This is a genomic window from Allobosea sp. P5_A5 (assembly GCF_056400625.1).
Genome location: NZ_JBFUKY010000004.1, coordinates 145,329 through 162,113, shown reverse-complemented (window position 1 = coordinate 162,113; position 16,785 = coordinate 145,329). Strand labels below are relative to the sequence as shown.

The window sequence follows — 16,785 nt, the reverse complement described above, 5'->3', positions numbered from 1 at the left end:
AACCTAAACCGGCCGCCGCGCGCAGAACGTCGGAGGAAGGTGTCGAAATTGTCACGTCGCGCTGTCGAAAAGCACGCCGAAGGCTGCGCTTGCTGGATCGGCCATCCTCGGCCTAGGCTGCCCTTGGGACAGGGGATGAACGATGCGGTTGGCGATATCGATCGTGGCGCTGACAGTCGCGGCGGCGCAAGCGTGCTTCGCCCAAAGCGCGCCGGCAACTCCATTGCTCGCCTGCACCGGCCCGTTCGCCAAGGACGGCAGCGAGGCCGCGCTGATCGCGGCTTTCGGCGCGGCCAACGTCAAGCGCGAGGATATCGACGTCGCAGAAGGCTCGACCGAAAAGGGCACCGTCATCTTCGGCGCGGACGAGAAGCGCCGCATCGAGGTGCTCTGGCACGACAGCGCCAAGCGGCGTCGGCCGAGCGCGATCACCGTGCGCGATCCCTCCACCTGGCGTGTCGCCGTGCCAGGTCAGCCTTCTGCGACCATCGGCACCGGCTCCGACCTCGCGGCGGTCGAGACCGCCAACGGCAAGCCCTTCTCGCTCTACGGTTTCGCCTGGGACATGGGCGGATATTCGGCCGGCTGGAAGAGCGGCAGGCTCGACAAGCCCGAGGGTGGGTGCAGCCTGTCGCTGCGCTTCGGCCCCGATCCGAGCGCCAAGGATGCCGCCGTCAACAAGGTCTCGGGCGACAAGACCTTTGCCTCGAACGCGCCCGGAATGCGGGCGGTCAAGGCCCGCGTTGAGCAGATCACGCTGGGCTGGCCGGAGTAGAGCGACAGGATGCGCCGAGGCCGCTATGTTCCCCTTGAGAAGAACTTTGACCTACCGCTCTCATCAGGACAGCGTTCCTGTCGAGATCAGTGTCGAGGAAGCGCTTCCATCGGACCTTGGCTGGAGATGCACATATTCCATCGGCTGGCCTGGCGGCTGCCATACCGGCTTTGGCTTCGGCATCGACCCTATTCAGGCCGTCACCTTAGCTCTTCATGCGATCGGGACTGACATTTATACGAGCGACTATCATCGCTCCGGACGGCTGTTCTGGGAGCAGCCCGGCCGGGGGTACGGCTTCCCAGTCCCGAACACCATCCGCGATCTGCTGGTCGGCGACGACGCACGCTTCTTCGGCTGAATCTCAGCCCTCCACCAGCCGCCTCGCGATCACTTGTGCCTGGATTTCGGCGGCGCCCTCGAAGATGTTGAGGATGCGGGCGTCGCAGAGCACGCGGCTGACCGGATATTCCAGCGCGAAGCCGTTGCCGCCATGGATTTGCAAGGCGTTGTCGGCCGCCGCCCAGGCGATGCGTGCGCCCAGCAGCTTGGCCATGCCGGCCTCGAGGTCGCAACGGCGCCCGGCATCCTTCTCGCGAGCGGCGAAATAGGTGAGCTGGCGGGCGATCAGAATTTCGGCCGCCATCATCGCGAGCTTGTCGGCGACGCGGGGGAAGGCGATCAGCGCCTTGCCGAACTGAACCCTCTCCTGCGCGTAGCGCAATCCGAGATCGAAGGCGGATTGAGCAACGCCGACGGCACGCGCCGCCGTCTGGATGCGGGCGGCCTCGAAGGTCTGCATCAACTGCTTGAAGCCTTGGCCCGGCACGCCGCCCAAGAGGTTTTCCGCCTTGACCGAAAACCCGTCGAAGGCGAGCTCGTATTCCTTCATGCCGCGATAGCCGAGCACTTCGATCTCGCCGCCGGTCAGCCCTTCGACCGGGAAGGGATCAGCATCCGTGCCGCGCGGCTTCTCTGCGATCAGCATGGACAAGCCCTTGTAGCCGGGCTCCGTCGGGTTGGTGCGGACCAGAAGGGTCATGATGTCGGCGCGGACGGGATGGGTGATCCAGGTCTTGTTGCCGTGGACCTTCCAGACTGCGTCGGCGCCCTCGCCTTCCTTGACCGCCTTCGTTCGCAGCGAAGCGAGGTCGGAGCCGGTGTTCGGCTCGGTGAAGACGGCGGTCGGCAGAATTTCGCCGGATGCGAGCCTCGGCAGCCAATGGGCCTTCTGCTCCTGCGTGCCGCCGCACAGGATCAGCTCGGCCGCGATCTCCGAGCGGGTGCCGAGCGAGCCGACGCCGATATAACCCCGCGACAATTCCTCCGAGACGACGCACATGGAGACCTTGCTCAGGCCCATGCCGCCGAATTCCTCCGGGATCGTCAGGCCGAAGACGCCGAGTTCGGCCATCTTCTCTACCACCGCCATCGGGATGTAATCGTTGGCGAGATGCCATTCATGGGCGTGCGGCGTGACTTCGGCCGCGCAGAAGCGACGCATTTCCGAGCGGATCGCTTCCAGCGTCTCGTCGAGGCCGGGATCGCCGACGCTCGCGGCGCCGTCGTTCTGGCTGAATAAAGCGACGAGGCGGGTGCGGTTCGCGGGCGTGTTGCCCTCCGCGATCAGCGTCTCGACCGATTCCGAGCGAGCGATGGCGGCAGCCTTGGCCGACACGCCCAGAGCAGCCAGGCGCACGATCTCGCCCTGGCTCATCGGGATGCCGCCGAAAATCTGGGCAGCGTATTCGCCGGCGCCGATCCGCACCGCATAATCCTCCAGCGCGCCGTAGCGTCCTTCCGCCTCCAGCCGCTCGCCATAAGCCTGCAGCTCGCGAAGCGCCGTGACATAGGTGGCGAGCCAGGCCAGGCCATGAGCGGCGTGCTGCTCAGCCTCCAGCCGCGCGGTCGAAATGCGGCCGCCCTCCAGCACTTTGGCGCGGACGGCGCCGGTGGCCTCTGACAGCAGGATCTCGAGCGCCGGCATCGCTGCGGCGATCAGCAAGATCGCGTTCGAACCGGCTTCGGACGGGGCGACGGCGCTTGCGGTCATGGCACGATCTCCTTGTTGCGCCGCAGCATAACCGGCGTCCGCAGGAAATCGAAATCAGCCTTTCGGCGAGGGGTGCGCTATTTGCGGCTTGCCAGCGCGACGCCGAGGATCGTCACCGCCATGCCGGCGATCTGGAGCGGCGCGAGCTGCTCGCCGAACAGCAGCCAGGCCTCGACCGCAACGAGAGCCGGGACGAGGTAGAGGAAGGTGACGATCCGCGAGACCTCGCCCTTCCGGATCATCATCAGGTAGAGCCAGATCCCGCCGATCGAGAGCACCACGACGGACCAGGCCAGCACCAGCACCATGGTCAGATTCCATTCGATCCGCATGGGTTCGAACAGGGCTGCGAGCGGTAGCACCACGAGCGTGGCGGCGATGTACTGGATGGCCGTGATGGTGCGAAGATCGCCCGAGACGACCCTCGCCTTCTGGTAGAACGAGCCGAAGGTGACGGCGAACATGCCGGCCACATTGATCAGCATCGGCACGAGCACGGCCCACAAGGCAGCCGGCGCGAGACCCGCCAGTTGCGGCTCCAGGACCAAGGCGATGCCGAGGAAGCCGCAGGCGATGCCAAGCCAGCGGATCGGCGAGATGCGTTCGCCGAGGAAAAGCGGCGCAAAGAGAGCGGTCAGGATGGGTTGGAGCCCGGCAATCAGGCCCGAAATGCCCGCCGGCAGCCCGTGTCGCACCGCCCACCAGACGGCGGCGAGATACAAGCCATGCAGCAGGACACCGGTAATCGCGATGTCGAGGATCGCGCGCCGTCCGCGAGGCCAGGGCGCCCCGGTAGCCAGTGCGAGGGCGGCCAGCAGAATAGCGGCGCTGCCGAAGCGGACGACCAGGAAGGTCAGCGCATCCGCATAGTGCGCCGAATAGCCGGCAACGATCCACCCTGTCGACCACAGGAAGGTGAAGACCAGCGGCATGGCCCGCAGCATGAAGGACGGCATGAGAACCTGCGGCACGACGGCGTGCCCGCTCTCTAGCCTCATCATCCCGCTTCAGACAGGGCGAAGGCGCGGGCGCGCCATGTGCGGAGCGTGGATCAGTCGCGATCCGGTGCGCCAGGCGGAAAGAAATGTCGATAAGGGCGGGCCTCATCCACCGCGCGCGCGACGCTCGGCCTTGCCAGCAGACGGGCGCGATAAGCGCGGAGGTTAGGCAGATCGGCGGGTATCTCGTGCACCCAATCGGCATAGAAGAGAGACGGCGCAGCCGCGCAATCGGCCAATGTGAAATCGGCCCCGCAGGCCCATTCGCTGGCGACCTCACGGTCGAGCCAGCGATAGGCTTCGCTCAGCAGGGTCTTGGCATCCGCGACGCCGCGCGGATCGCGTTCGCCGGGCGAGCGCATGTGATCCGCGACGATCTTCTGCATCGGCGTGTGTATGTAATTGTCGAAGAAGCGGTCGCGCGTGCGCACCGGAAGCGCGCCGCGCGCGTCCATCGGCAGCAGAGCTACCGGGCCGGGATGATAGAGCGACAAGTGCTCGACGATGCTCGTGGCCTCGAAAACGCTCGTCTCGCCATCGACCATCACCGGCATCTTGCGCAGCGGCCACAGCCTCGCCCACTCCTCGCCGGTCGCGGGGTCCTCTGGCGTCAAAAGCCGGTAGGCGAAGGGCGTCTCGTTTTCATAGAGCGCGATCTCGACCTTCTGGCAGTAAGACGAGAATGGATGGCCGAACAACGAAAGCGCCATGACACCGACCCGGTTTGATCCCGAGCCGGTTATCGGCCGGCCCGCTCTGGATGACAACCGGAGCGCAGACGCGGTTAGCTGCCGAGCGCCTCGACCACATCCTCATAGGTGCGCAAGCCGGTGCGCGGCGCATAGACAAGCACGGACATGTTCCCTGGCGCGTGCTCGTTCTTCCACATCTTGTGGTGGGCGAGCGGGATCTTGTCCCACGGGAAGACCTCGGACATGCAGGGGTCGATACGCCGGTCGATGACGAACTGGTTGGCGGCGCTGGCCTGCTTCAGATGGGCGAAATGCGAGCCCTGCACGCGCTTCTGCCGCATCCAGACATAGCGGGCATCGAAGGTGATGTTGAAGCCGGAGGTGCCGGCGCAGAAAACGACCATGCCGCCGCGCTTGGCGACGAGGCAGGAGACCGGGAAGGTCGCCTCGCCCGGATGCTCGAAGACGATGTCGACATCCTTTTTCCCGGTGATGTCCCAGATCGCCTTGCCGAACTTGCGGGCCTCCTTGGTCCACTCGCTATATTCGGGCGAATTGACCGTGGGCATCTGGCCCCAGCAATTGAAATCCTTGCGGTTGATGACGCCCTTGGCGCCGAGCCCCAGCACATAGTCGCGCTTCGTCTCGTCCGAGATCACGCCGATGGCATTGGCGCCCGACGCCGCGCAGAGTTGAACGCCGAAGACGCCCAAGCCCCCCGAGGCGCCCCAGACCAGCACGTTGTCGMCGGGCTTGATGGTGTGGGGGCTGTGGCCAAACAGCATGCGATAGGCTGTCGCGAGCGTCAGCGTGTAGCAAGCTGCCTCCTCCCAGGCGAGGTGCTTGGGCTTCAGCATCAATTGCCGCGACTGGACCCGGCAGAACTGCGCGAAGGAGCCGTCCGGAGTCTCGTAGCCCCAGATGCGCTGGCTCGACGAAAACATCGGGTCGCCGCCATTACACTCCTCGTCGTCGCCGTCATCCTGGTTGCAGTGAACGATGACCTCGTCGCCGACCTTCCAGCGCTTCACCTTGGAGCCGACCGCCCAGACAATGCCCGAGGCATCCGAGCCCGCGACATGGAACGGCGCCTTGTGGACGTCGAAAGGCGAAATCGGCTGGCCGAGGCCCGCCCAGATGCCATTGTAGTTGACGCCCCCTGCCATCACGAGGAGCAGCACCTCCTCCTCGCCGATCGACCATGTCGGCACCACTTCGACCTGGAAACTGTCCTGCGGCGCGCCGTGGCGCTCGCGGCGGATCGCCCAGGCGTACATCTTGTCTGGCACATGGCCGAGCGGGGGCAGTTCGTCGAGCTCGTAGAGATCCTTGAGCGGCGATTGGTGGGGCTGCGCGGCGGGCTGCGTCTGCGGCATCGTCGTCTCCCTCATGGCCGGCTCGCCCAAAACGGCGGTGGCGGTTCGGACGGCGATTGATGCATCTTATGTTGCACCGCGCCATTGTCCGAAGGAAGCATAGTGCACCGCGAAATAGTGCGATAGCCAAGCGCTTCCCTTGCGGAACGTGTAGGGTAATCGTCCGATGATGCGCGGCACCTGGGGATAAAGCCATGCACACGCTTTTAACGATGGTCGGCCTACCCGAGCCGCCGCTGCCATCCTTGATCATCATGCTCGCCATCATCGCTCTGGCAGCACTGCTGTTCGGCTGGATCGCGGATCTCCTGATGGGAGACGCCGCTTTCGGGACTTTGCTCAATTCAGCCATCGTGCTTGCCGGCGCTTTTGCCGGCGCCTGGCTCTGGCAGCGCTACGGCGTTCCGACGCATCTCGATGCTTCGGCGGTCAAGGCCGCGATCGCCGTCGGGTCCGGGTTGTTCTCCGTCCTCGTGCTGGCCATGATCCTACCGTGACCGGCAGCGGCTCTCAGTCGCGCGTCGCAGCCAGCATGTAGTTCACGTCCATGTCGCGGGCCGCGCTCCAGCGCCCGCTCAGCGGATTGTAGATGATTCCCGTCCCGCTGGCTCGCCGGAGACCGTTGCGCTCGATGGCGCCGCCAAGCTCCGCCGGCGTGACGAATTTTTCCCAGTCATGAGTGCCCTTGGGCAGCCAGCGCAGCACATATTCGGCGCCGACGATGGCCAGCGCATAGGACTTCAGTGTGCGATTCAAGGTCGCCATCACGAGCAGCCCGCCGGGCTTCACGGCCGCGCAGCAGGCCGTCACGAAGGCCTCGACATCGGCGACATGCTCGACCACCTCCATCGCCAGCACGATGTCGAAGCGGGTGCCTGCGGCGACCACAGCCTCGATCGTCTCCTGCCGGTAGTCGATGGAAAGGCCGCCGGCCTCGGCATGGGCGCTCGCCACGGCGATATTGGTCGGCGCGGGATCGAGACCCGTCACCTGCGCGCCGAGCCGCGACAGAGGTTCGGACAGAACTCCGCCGCCGCAACCGATATCGACCAGGCTCAAGCCTTCCAGCGCGCGCATGCGCTTGGGATCGCGGCCGAAGCGGGCGCAGGCCTCGTCACGCACGAAGGCCAGTCGGACCGGATTGAACTTATGCAGGACCGCCATCGGCCCCTTCGCATCCCACCAGTCGCGAGCGATCGCATCGAAGCGGGCGACCTCGGCGGGGTCGATCGTCGAACCGCTGCGTTCCGCTGCCGCTGCCATAACCCTACCCTCGCTAGACCGGCTCGCATTGACACCGCGCCGCGTGCCCGTCATCTACACCCGCCCCGCGCGCCGCGCGAGGGCGACGTTTCGCCCCGGTCTCGTAGCCGTGGCCTTCTATCCGAGAGCCCGAAGCCATCATGGCCCGTCTGGTGATGAAATTCGGCGGTACATCCGTCGCCACGGTCGAGCGCATCAAGAACTCCGCGCGTCACGTCAAACGTGAGTTCGACGCCGGAAACGAGGTCGCCGTCGTCGTTTCGGCGATGTCGGGCAAGACCAATGAACTCGTCGGCTGGTGCAAGGAAGCCTCCCCGCTCTACGATCAGGCGGAATACGACACGGTCGTCGCCTCCGGCGAACAGGTCACGTCCGGGCTGATGGCGATGGTGCTGAAGGAGATGGGCCTGCCCGCCCGCTCCTGGCAGGGCTGGCAGATCCCGCTCTACGGCTCGGACGCGCATGGCTCGGCCCGGATCGTCGATGTCGACGGCTCCGGCATCATCGCCGGCTTCGACCGCAGCCGCGAGATCGCGGTCTGCTCGGGCTTCCAGGGCGTGCATGCCGAGACGCGCCGGATCGTCACGCTCGGACGCGGCGGCTCGGACACCAGCGCGGTCGCGCTCGCAGCCGGGCTGAAGGCCGATCGCTGCGACATCTACACCGATGTCGACGGGGTCTACACCACCGACCCGCGCATCGTGCCCAAGGCCAAGCGCATGGAGAAGGTCTCCTTCGAGGAGATGCTCGAAATGGCCTCGCTCGGCTCCAAGGTGCTGCAGGTTCGCTCGGTCGAGATCGCCATGACGCAGCGCGTGCCGACCTATGTACGCTCCTCCTTCGACGACCCCGAAAATCCCAATCCTGGCACCCTCATCTGCGACGAGGACGACATCGTGGAACAGCAGATCGTCACCGGCATCGCCTTCTCCCGGGACGAAGCCCAGATCACGCTCCGGCGCGTGGCGGACACGCCCGGCGTCGCCGCGGCGATCTTCGGCCCGCTCGCCGACGCCAACATCAATGTCGACATGATCATTCAGGTCGTGTCTGACGATCAGGCGACGACCGACATCACCTTCACCGTGCCGACCGCCGACTACGAGCGCGCCCGCACCCTGCTGGAGAGCAAGAGCGAGACCATCCGCTACCAGGACATCCAGGGCGCGACGGATGTGGTGAAAGTCTCGGCGATCGGCATCGGCATGCGCTCGCACGCCGGCGTCGCGGCGCGCGCCTTCCGGGCGCTAGCCGAAAAAGGCATCAACATCCGGGCGATCACCACCTCCGAGATCAAGTTCTCGGTGCTGATCGACGCGGCCTATACCGAGCTTGCGGTGCGCACGCTGCACTCGCTTTACGGGTTGGACGCGGCCTGATCGGCGGCAATAAGCCTCGACATCGTTACACAAGCGTCGTGCTCGCCCTTGCGGCGAGCATCCGTCTCTAACAGCGGCCTCTGCCAGCGAAGACGTGGATGGCCGGGACGAGCCCGGCCATGACGAAAACGCGTTTGTCTTACGCCGCTCACTCCGCCGGATGCAGCGGCGCGGGGTGGGCTTGCTTCTTACCGAAGAGATAGCCGCCCAGCTTTCCCAACCCTGTCTGGAGCCTGTCCATGTAGAGGAACAGGACAGGGGTGATGAAGAGCGTCAGCACCTGAGAGATCATCAGGCCGCCGACGACGACGATGCCGAGCGGCTGGCGAAGCTCGGCGCTGGCGCCGGCGCCGAGCGCGATCGGCAGCGTGCCCATCAGCGCCGCGAGCGTCGTCATGATGATCGGCCTGAACCGCATCACGCAGGCCTTGTGGATCGCCTCCTTGGCCGGCATGCCCTCGCGTTGAAGCACCAGCGCGACGTCGATCATCATGATCGCGTTCTTCTTGACGATGCCGATCAGCATCAGAAGTCCGATGATCGCGATGACCGAAAGGTCCATGTTGAAGAGCCGCAGCGCTCCCAGCGCGCCGATCGCCGCCGAAGGCAGACCGGTGAGGATGGTCAGCGGGTGGATGAAGCTTTCGTAGAGGATGCCAAGCACGATGTAGATCGTCAGGATCGCACCGGCGATCAGGAGGCCCTGGTTTGCCAGAGAATCCTGGAAGGTCTTGGCCGTGCCGGCGAGCGTCGTCGTGATCGACTTCGGCAGGCCGATGCGCTCCTTGATCGCGTCGATGTGGTTGACGCTGTCGCCGAGCGCGACGCCCGCCGGCAGGTTGTACGAGATCGTCACGGCCGGGAGCTGGCCGAGCTGATTGACCGTAAGCTGACCCGCCGTGCGCTGAATGCGCGCCACCGCGCCCAGCGGCACGAGCGTACCGCTCTTGGTGCGGACGCGGATCGCGTTCAGCCGCTCCGGCGTCCACTGGTCATTGGGATTGAACTCGACGACGACCTGATAGCTGTCGCCGGTGGTGTAGATCGTCGAGACCTGGCGCACGCCGAAGCCCGAATACAGCGTCGAGCGCAGCACGTCGGTGCCGATGCCGAGCTGGTCGGCCTTGTCCTTGTCGACCGCGATGGTGGCCTGCAGCGCGTTGTTCTGCAGGTCGGTGTTGACGTCGAGGAAGGCCGAACGGTCCTGCGTCATCGCCTCGGCGAGCTTGACCGCCCAATCGTTCATCTGGGCTGCGTCGAGGCTCTGGACAACGAGCTGATATTGGCTCTTTGACGAACGCGCGCCGATCTGAAGGTTCTGGACCGGCGTCATGTAGGCGTTGATGCCGGCGACCTGGCCGAGATCCCGCCGGAGCGAGGACAGCACGGCCGGGAGCGCGGGACGCTGATCGAGCGGCTTCAGCTCGACGAAGAGGCGGCCTGCATTGAGAGCGCCTGCGTTGCCGTTGCTGCCGACTGACGACGCGACATGGGCGACATAGGGCGATCTGCGGAAAACGTCGGCAACCTCGTTCTGCAGCTTCAGCATCGCGGGGAAAGACACATCCTGCCGCGCTTCGGTCGAGACGGAGAGCTGACCGATATCCTCCTGCGGAAAGAAGCCCTTCGGCGTCGTCTGCATGAGATAGACGGTGCCCGCCATGGTGGCGAAGAAAGCCAGCAGCATCAACGGCTGGACGCGCAGGCAGAAGGCGAGCCCACGGTCATAGCCGCGCAGGACCGCGTCGAAGCCGCGCTCGAGCACGCGGCCAAAGATGTTTTCCTGATGGTGCTCGGAATAGCCGGAGAGCAGGCGCGAACACAGCATCGGCGTCAGCGTCAGCGAGACGAAGGCCGAGGCCAGGATCGAGACCGTCACCACGATCGCGAACTCGTTGAAGATGCGGCCGATCACGCCGCCCATCAGCAGCACGGGGATGAACACCGCGACCAGTGACAGCGAGATCGAAACGATGGTGAAGCCGATCTCGCTGGAGCCTTTCAGCGCGGCTTCATAGGCCGAAAGCCCATCCTCCTCCATGTGGCGGACAATGTTCTCGAGCATGACGATGGCGTCATCGACGACGAGCCCGACCGAGAGCGTCAGACCCAGCAAAGAGATGTTGTCGATCGAGAAGCTCAGCGCATACATCACCGCGAGAGTCGCAATGATCGAGATCGGCACGGCCACGGCCGGGATGAAGGTTGCGGCGAAGCGGCGCAGGAAAGCGAAGATCACCATCACCACGAGGCCGACGGTGAGCAGCAGCGTAAACTGCACATCGTCGACGGCCTGGCGGATCGAGTTCGAGCGGTCGTTCAGCAGCGAGAGCGAGGCCGCGCCGGGCAGCTGATCCTCGAAGGCGGGGATCATCGCCTTGACCCGGTCCACCACCTCGACGGTGTTGGCGTCGGGCTGGCGCTGCACGGCGAGCACGATCGCCGGGATGCCGTCATACTGGCTGCGGGTCTGCGTGTTCTCGACGGAATCGATGACCTTCGCGACATCGCCAAGCCGCACCGGCTTGCCCGAGCGCGTGGTCACGATCGTGTTCGCGAACTGCCTGGCATTGGCGAGCTGGGTATTGGCCTGGATCGTCAGCTGCTGGGCATTGTTCTGGATGGTGCCGACCGGCGTGTTGGCGTTCGTCGCGGTGATCGCGGCCTGGAGTTCGTCCACGCCGATGCCGCGCGCGGCCAGCGCCGTCGGGTCGATCTGAATGCGGACGGCATATTTCTGGCTGCCCCAGATCAGCACCTGCGCGACGCCATCGACTGTCGAGAGCGCGGGCGAGATGACCTGCTGGGCGAAGGCGTCGAGCTGCGAGAGCGGAACGACATCGCTCTTGAGTGCGAGCAGGATGATCGGCGCATCGGCCGGGTTCACTTTGCGGTAGCTCGGCGGCGTCGTCATTTCGAGCGGGAGCTGCCGCAGCGTGCGTGCGATGGCCGCCTGCACGTCGGCGGCCGCCGCGTCGATATCGCGGTTCAGTACGAACTGGATCGCGATCGAGGTCGAGCCCAGCGAGTTCGAGGTCGAGATCGAATCGATGCCGGCGATGGTGGCGAACTGCTTGATCAGCGGCGTTGCGACCGATGTCGCCATCGTATCGGGAGACGCGCCCGGCAGCTGAGCGGAGACGTTGACGACCGGGAATTCAGCGCGCGGCAGCGCCGCGACCGGCAGGAAGCGATAGGCGAACAGGCCAGCCAGCACCAACGAGGCCGACATCAGGATCGTGGCGACGGGGTGCTTGATGCAGAAGGAGGAAATGCTCACGAGCGGCCCTCCTGTGCGACCGGCGTCGACTGCGGCGCCTTGTCGGTCGAGACTTCGCGCTCACGAACCTTGGTGCCCTGCTTCAGGCGCATCTGGCCGTCGGTGACGACGCGCTCGCCGGCCGAGACGCCCTCGGTGATCGCGGTCTTGTCGCCATCGGTCAGCGCGACCTTGATCTCACGCAGATCGACGCTGGAATCCTTCTTCACGACGAAGACATAGGGGCCTTTCTGGCCAGTCTGCACCGCGACGGTCGGCACGACGACGGCACCCTGCAAGACATGCGGGACGATCTCGACATCGACATATTGGCCGGGCCAAAGCGCGAGGTCGTCATTGGCGAAGGCGGCCTTGGCGGTGATCGTGCCCGAGGTCATGTCGACGGTGGAATCGACGAAGTTGAGCTTGCCGTCGGTCGGCGTGCGGTCGGCACCGGGCACATGGGCCGTCACCGGCACGGGCTCGGATGCGGCAAGCGCCGTCTGCAGGGTCGGCAGGTCGCTTTCCGGCATGGCGAAGGTGACGCGCAGCGGCTTCATCTGCGTGATGGTCAGCAGGCCCGTGCTGCTGTTGTTGCTGTTGGCGCTGACGAGGTTGCCCGGCGTCACCATCACCGCCCCGACGCGGCCGTCGATGGGGGCGGTGATCCGCGTATAGCTCAGCTTGAGCCGGTCGGCGTCGAGGGTGGCGTGGTCGGCCTGGATGCTGGCGGTGGAGATTTTCTCGTCGGCCGTCGCCTGATCGACCTGCGTCTGGGTGCCGACATTGCGCGAAAAGAGCTGCTTGTAGCGATCGAGGTCGGCGAGGTTACGGGTATGGGTCGCCTCGTCCTTGGCCAGCATCGCCTCGTCCTTGGCGATCTGCGCCTTCACGTCGCGGTCATCGAGAACGAAAAGCAGGTCGCCGGCCTTGACGAACTGGCCGTCCTTGACCTGCTGCTGCAGGATCTGGCTGTCGATGCGCGACTTGACCAGAACGCTCGCCGGCGTCTCGACGAACCCGATCGCGTGCTTGCGCACCGGGAAATCCACCTGGACCGCCGCAGCCGCGACGATCGCGACCGCCCCGCCCTGCCCGCGATTACCGCTGGCGGCGTGCTCGCCCTCCGGCGCCCGAAAGCGGGTATACCAGACGCCGCCGGCTACGGCCGCCAGCACCAGAACGCTGACCAGAATGCCTGAACGCTTCATCTTGTCCTCACCGTTCAGGCTGCATAGCCGGCCGCAGCCGGTGCCTGGTTCTTGTCGTCATCGCGCTGGGCGCGGGTGGATTCACGGACCATCGCAAGCAAATCGAGTGCCGCGGCCAGATCATCGTCGGAAGCATCCGCGAGGACCTCGTCGGCGATCTGCGTGCGCACCCCATCGAGGTCGTTCACGAGCTTGTGCCCGTCAGGCGTGAGAAAAAGCCGATAGGCGCGTCGATCGGTCGGATCCGCCCGCCGCTCGATCAAGTCTTGCGCCTGCAGCCTGTCGAGCAGACGCGCCAGCGAAATCGGCTGCAAATCCATCTGATCGGCCAAGGCCGCCTGGTTGAGCCCCTCCTGCCGGCGCAAACGGGAGAGCACACCCCATTGGGCGCGCGTCGTTCCATGCTCGCGAGCGCGCTGGTCGACGTGATTTCGCATCAGCCGCGCCGTTTCGACCATCTGAAAGATGAATTCCCGCCGCAAGGGCCGCCGCATCACAAGCTCCGTTTGTAAGCCTGCTTATAGTATGCGCGATTATGGCGTTTTGCAGTTGATATTTTGCAACTGCGAGGGAACTTTTTCGCGAGCGCGTCAGCGCCGCCTTTCGAGCCGGATATTGGAAGTGCCGGGACGATCCAGCTGACCTTGCATGTGCAGCGCAGCTCATTTGCGTGAAGCGCTCTGGCGCAGCGCACCATGGCATCCCTAGATTGGGAGCGAAGCCGCAGGCCGGCGCCTTTCTTTCAGCCCAGGATTTTCCATGAGCCAGCTTTTCAGCCCCTATCAACTCGGCAATCTTTCGCTCGCCAACCGCATCGTCATCGCTCCGATGTGCCAATATTCCGCCGAAAACGGCAATGCCAGCGACTGGCACACAATCCATCTGGGCCAGCTCGCCTTGTCGGGCGCCGGACTTCTCATCATCGAAGCCACGGCCGTCGAGCCGGACGGGCGCATCAGTCCGGCCGATCTCGGTCTCTGGTCTGATGAGAACGAGGCGGCGCTGGCGAAGGTGCTCGGTTCGGTGCGGCGCTGGTCGGACATGCCGATCGGGATCCAGCTCGCCCATGCCGGCCGCAAGGCCTCGACCGCGAAGCCCTGGACGGGCGGCGGCCAGCTCGGCCCGGAGGAGGATGGCTGGCAGGTGCACGGTCCGTCCGAGGTCGGTTTCGAGACCTATCCGCGCCCGCCGCGCGCCCTGACGACGGACGACATCGCCCGGCTGGTCGAGGCCTTCGCCGAGGCCGCGCGCCGCAGCGTCAGGCTCGGTTTTGCCGCGATCGAGCTTCACGGCGCCCATGGCTATCTGATGCACCAGTTCCTTTCGCCGATTTCCAACAAGCGGAGGGACGCATTCGGCGGCTCGCTTGAAAACCGCATGCGGTTTCCGTTGCAGGTGCTCGACGCGGTCAAGGCCGTGGTGCCGGCCGGCTTCCCTGTCGGCTTTCGCATCTCGGGAACAGACTGGGTCGAGGGCGGCTGGGACATCGCGCAGAGCATCGCCTTCGCGAAGGAGACCAAGGCACGGGGCGCGGACTTCATCCACGTCTCCGGCGGCGGCCTCTCTGCCAAGCAGACGATCCCCGTCGGGCCGAGCTATCAAGTGCCGATGGCACGCGCGGTGAAGGAGGCCAGCGGCCTGCCGACCATCGCGGTCGGCCTCATTACGGAGCCGGAACAGGCCGAGGCGATCGTCAGCACCGGGGAAGCCGACATGATCGGTATGGCGCGCGGCATCCTCTACGATCCGCGCTGGCCCTGGCATGCGGCTGCGGCGCTCGGCGCCACCGTCAAGGCGCCGAATCAGTATCTGCGCTCACAGCCGCGGCAGTATTCGAAGCTGTTTGCCTGATTTCGGTCTCCGCGAGGCGACCTCGGTCGTCATTGCGAGCGCAGCGAAGCAATCCAGGGGGACGCAGAGTTCTGCCGCCAATGGATTGCTTCGTCGCTGAAGCTCCTTGCAATGACGGAGGAAGCCGGCCGTTGCAGGCTCTTGTGCGCAGCGGTCGAAGCGGGTCCACTGGAAAGCGCAATTCGACAGAGAGCATCATGACCGCCTACTCCGATCTCACCGCCCATTTCGGTCGCATCGCCGCCCTCTCCAACGCCGTCGGCATCCTGCAATGGGACAGCGACGTGATGATGCCCAAGGGCGCAGCGGAGACGCGGGCCGAGAGCACGGCGCTGCTGCATGTGCTGCGACACGGCATGGTGACGGATGCCCGCATCGGTGACTGGCTGGGCGAGGCGGACGGCGATGCCTCGCTCGGCGAGTGGGAAAGCGCCAATCTCCGCGAGATCCGGCGGGTCTGGACGGTCGAGACCGCGCTGCCGGCCGACCTCGTCGAAGCGGCGAGCAAGGCCGTCTCGGCCTGCGAGATGCGCTGGCGACAGGCGCGGGCCGATGCGGATTTCGCTGGGCTGCTGCCCTCGCTCGCCGAGGTGCTGAATCTGCAGCGGCAGATCGGCGCCGCCAAGGGCGGAAAGCTCGGGCTCTCGCCTTATGACGCACTCCTGAACGACTATGAACCCGGCGGCAGCGCGGCAAAGATCGATACGCTGTTCGACGATCTCGCTGCGTTCCTGCCCGGCTTCACGCAGGAGGCGATCGCCGTGCAGGCGCGGCGTCCGGCGCAGGAGGCTCTCGGCGGCCCCTTCCCGACCGACATCCAGCGTACGCTCGGCCTGCGTTTGATGACGGCCTTGGGCTACGATTTCGAGCGCGGGCGGCTCGATATCTCGACGCATCCGTTCTGCGGCGGCGCCGACAACGATGTCCGCATCACCACGCGCTACGACGAGGCCGATTTCACCAAGGCGCTGATGGGAGTGCTGCACGAGACCGGCCACGCGCTCTACGAGCAGGGCCGGCCTCAAGCGCATCTTTCGCAGCCGGTCGGCGCGGCGCGCGGCATGAGCATCCATGAGAGCCAGTCCCTGCTGATGGAGATGCAGGCCTGCCGCACGCGCCAATTTCTCGAATTCGCAACGCCACTGATGAGCGAGAGCTTTGGTGGCTCCGGCCCGGCCTGGGAGCCGGAGGCGATGTGGCGCCGGTATACCCGCGTCGAGCCCGGCTTCATCCGCGTCGATGCCGACGAGGTGACCTACCCCGCCCATGTCATCCTGCGCTACCGCCTGGAGAAGGCGCTGATCGCCGGCGACATGGCGCTGGCCGATCTCCCCGGCGCCTGGAACGACGGCATGAAAAGCCTGCTCGGCGTCACCGTGCCGAACGACCGGCTCGGCTGCCTGCAGGACATCCACTGGCCCTCAGGAGGCTGGGGTTATTTTCCGACCTATACGCTGGGCGCGATGACGGCGGCGCAAATCTTCTACGCCGCCTGCCGGGCCGAGCCCGGAATCCTGCCCGGCATCGGCAAGGGCGACTTCGCTCCGCTGGTCGGCTGGTTGCGGGCCAACATCCACGGCAAGGGATCGCTGCTCTCGACCGACGACTTGCTGACCGAGGCCACCGGCCGGCCGCTGGATGCGAGCGTGTTCAAGGCGCATCTACGCCGGCGTTACATCGACGAGGTATGAGGGCGGTACCGGGATAGCCTCCGGCAGCCGCCGTCATGCTGGGGCTTGACCCCAGCATGACGTGACAAGCGGCCAGCCTCTTACTGCGAGATATTCTCGGGTCTGCGCTTCGCCCGAGAATGACGCCACCGTTTTTCCGATTCCTGTCAAAGTCTTGAGCAGACCGGCTGAGGCGGCACGCGAATCCGTTGAGACGAAAATGGCCGGCCTTTTCGGGCCGGCCATTTTCCTTTTTAC

At 65.5% G+C, this 16,785-nt stretch carries 14 protein-coding genes; 6 read left to right on the top strand and 8 right to left on the bottom strand.

Features of this window, described 5'->3' with window-relative positions:
- The first annotated feature begins 142 nt into the window (after window positions 1–142).
- Window positions 143–775 carry a hypothetical protein gene (locus tag AC1DR6_RS10415; protein WP_476829149.1) on the top strand — a complete coding sequence of 211 codons (633 nt, stop codon included), beginning with the start codon at window positions 143–145 and terminating at the stop codon, window positions 773–775.
- A gap of 25 nt (window positions 776–800) precedes the next feature.
- On the top strand, window positions 801–1,136 hold the full coding sequence (locus tag AC1DR6_RS10410; RefSeq protein WP_476829148.1) for a DUF6968 family protein: 336 nt from the start codon (window positions 801–803) through the stop codon (window positions 1,134–1,136).
- Between the two features lie 3 nt (window positions 1,137–1,139).
- On the opposite strand, the gene AC1DR6_RS10405 is transcribed toward AC1DR6_RS10410, so the two are convergent.
- The 4 genes from AC1DR6_RS10405 to ccrA form a co-directional block, all read right to left on the bottom strand.
- Window positions 1,140–2,828: an acyl-CoA dehydrogenase family protein gene (locus AC1DR6_RS10405; RefSeq protein ID WP_476829147.1), complete on the bottom strand. Its 1,689-nt coding sequence runs from the start codon at window positions 2,826–2,828 to the stop codon at window positions 1,140–1,142.
- A gap of 77 nt (window positions 2,829–2,905) precedes the next feature.
- The gene (locus AC1DR6_RS10400) at window positions 2,906–3,799 is read right to left on the bottom strand and encodes a DMT family transporter (RefSeq protein WP_476829146.1); all 894 of its coding nucleotides are present in this window, start codon (window positions 3,797–3,799) and stop codon (window positions 2,906–2,908) included.
- Between the two features lie 80 nt (window positions 3,800–3,879).
- Entirely contained in the window at window positions 3,880–4,536 is a 657-nt protein-coding gene (locus AC1DR6_RS10395) for a glutathione S-transferase family protein (protein ID WP_476829145.1), read from the bottom strand.
- Between the two features lie 74 nt (window positions 4,537–4,610).
- Entirely contained in the window at window positions 4,611–5,894 is a 1,284-nt protein-coding gene (gene ccrA / locus AC1DR6_RS10390) for a crotonyl-CoA carboxylase/reductase (RefSeq protein WP_476829144.1), read from the bottom strand.
- 194 nt (window positions 5,895–6,088) lie between these two features.
- Between ccrA and AC1DR6_RS10385 the strand changes: the two genes are divergently transcribed.
- On the top strand, window positions 6,089–6,391 hold the full coding sequence (locus tag AC1DR6_RS10385; protein ID WP_476829143.1) for a hypothetical protein: 303 nt from the start codon (window positions 6,089–6,091) through the stop codon (window positions 6,389–6,391).
- 13 nt (window positions 6,392–6,404) lie between these two features.
- Here AC1DR6_RS10385 and ubiG read toward each other — a convergent pair whose 3' ends face one another.
- Complete coding sequence (gene ubiG, locus AC1DR6_RS10380; protein ID WP_476829142.1) at window positions 6,405–7,157, bottom strand: bifunctional 2-polyprenyl-6-hydroxyphenol methylase/3-demethylubiquinol 3-O-methyltransferase UbiG; 753 nt, start codon at window positions 7,155–7,157, stop codon at window positions 6,405–6,407.
- A 140-nt stretch (window positions 7,158–7,297) separates the two neighbouring features.
- On the opposite strand from ubiG, the gene AC1DR6_RS10375 reads away from it, so the two are divergent.
- Window positions 7,298–8,536: an aspartate kinase gene (locus AC1DR6_RS10375; protein ID WP_476829141.1), complete on the top strand. Its 1,239-nt coding sequence runs from the start codon at window positions 7,298–7,300 to the stop codon at window positions 8,534–8,536.
- Between the two features lie 148 nt (window positions 8,537–8,684).
- On the opposite strand, the gene AC1DR6_RS10370 is transcribed toward AC1DR6_RS10375, so the two are convergent.
- From AC1DR6_RS10370 to AC1DR6_RS10360, 3 genes are read right to left on the bottom strand one after another with little or no spacing between them, the layout of a single operon-like run.
- Window positions 8,685–11,816, bottom strand: coding sequence for an efflux RND transporter permease subunit (locus AC1DR6_RS10370; protein ID WP_476829140.1), 3,132 nt, complete (start codon window positions 11,814–11,816; stop codon window positions 8,685–8,687).
- The gene (locus tag AC1DR6_RS10365; RefSeq protein ID WP_476829139.1) at window positions 11,813–13,006 is read right to left on the bottom strand and encodes an efflux RND transporter periplasmic adaptor subunit; all 1,194 of its coding nucleotides are present in this window, start codon (window positions 13,004–13,006) and stop codon (window positions 11,813–11,815) included. Before AC1DR6_RS10365 ends, AC1DR6_RS10370 begins: the two co-directional genes overlap by 4 nt.
- Window positions 13,007–13,020: 14 nt before the next feature.
- A complete protein-coding gene (locus tag AC1DR6_RS10360; RefSeq protein ID WP_476829138.1) occupies window positions 13,021–13,500 on the bottom strand; it encodes a MarR family winged helix-turn-helix transcriptional regulator in 480 nt (159 codons plus the stop codon).
- 265 nt (window positions 13,501–13,765) lie between these two features.
- Between AC1DR6_RS10360 and AC1DR6_RS10355 the strand changes: the two genes are divergently transcribed.
- Window positions 13,766–14,857: an NADH:flavin oxidoreductase/NADH oxidase gene (locus AC1DR6_RS10355; RefSeq protein WP_476829137.1), complete on the top strand. Its 1,092-nt coding sequence runs from the start codon at window positions 13,766–13,768 to the stop codon at window positions 14,855–14,857.
- Between the two features lie 197 nt (window positions 14,858–15,054).
- Entirely contained in the window at window positions 15,055–16,548 is a 1,494-nt protein-coding gene (locus tag AC1DR6_RS10350; protein ID WP_476829136.1) for a carboxypeptidase M32, read from the top strand.
- Window positions 16,549–16,785: the final 237 nt, after the last annotated feature.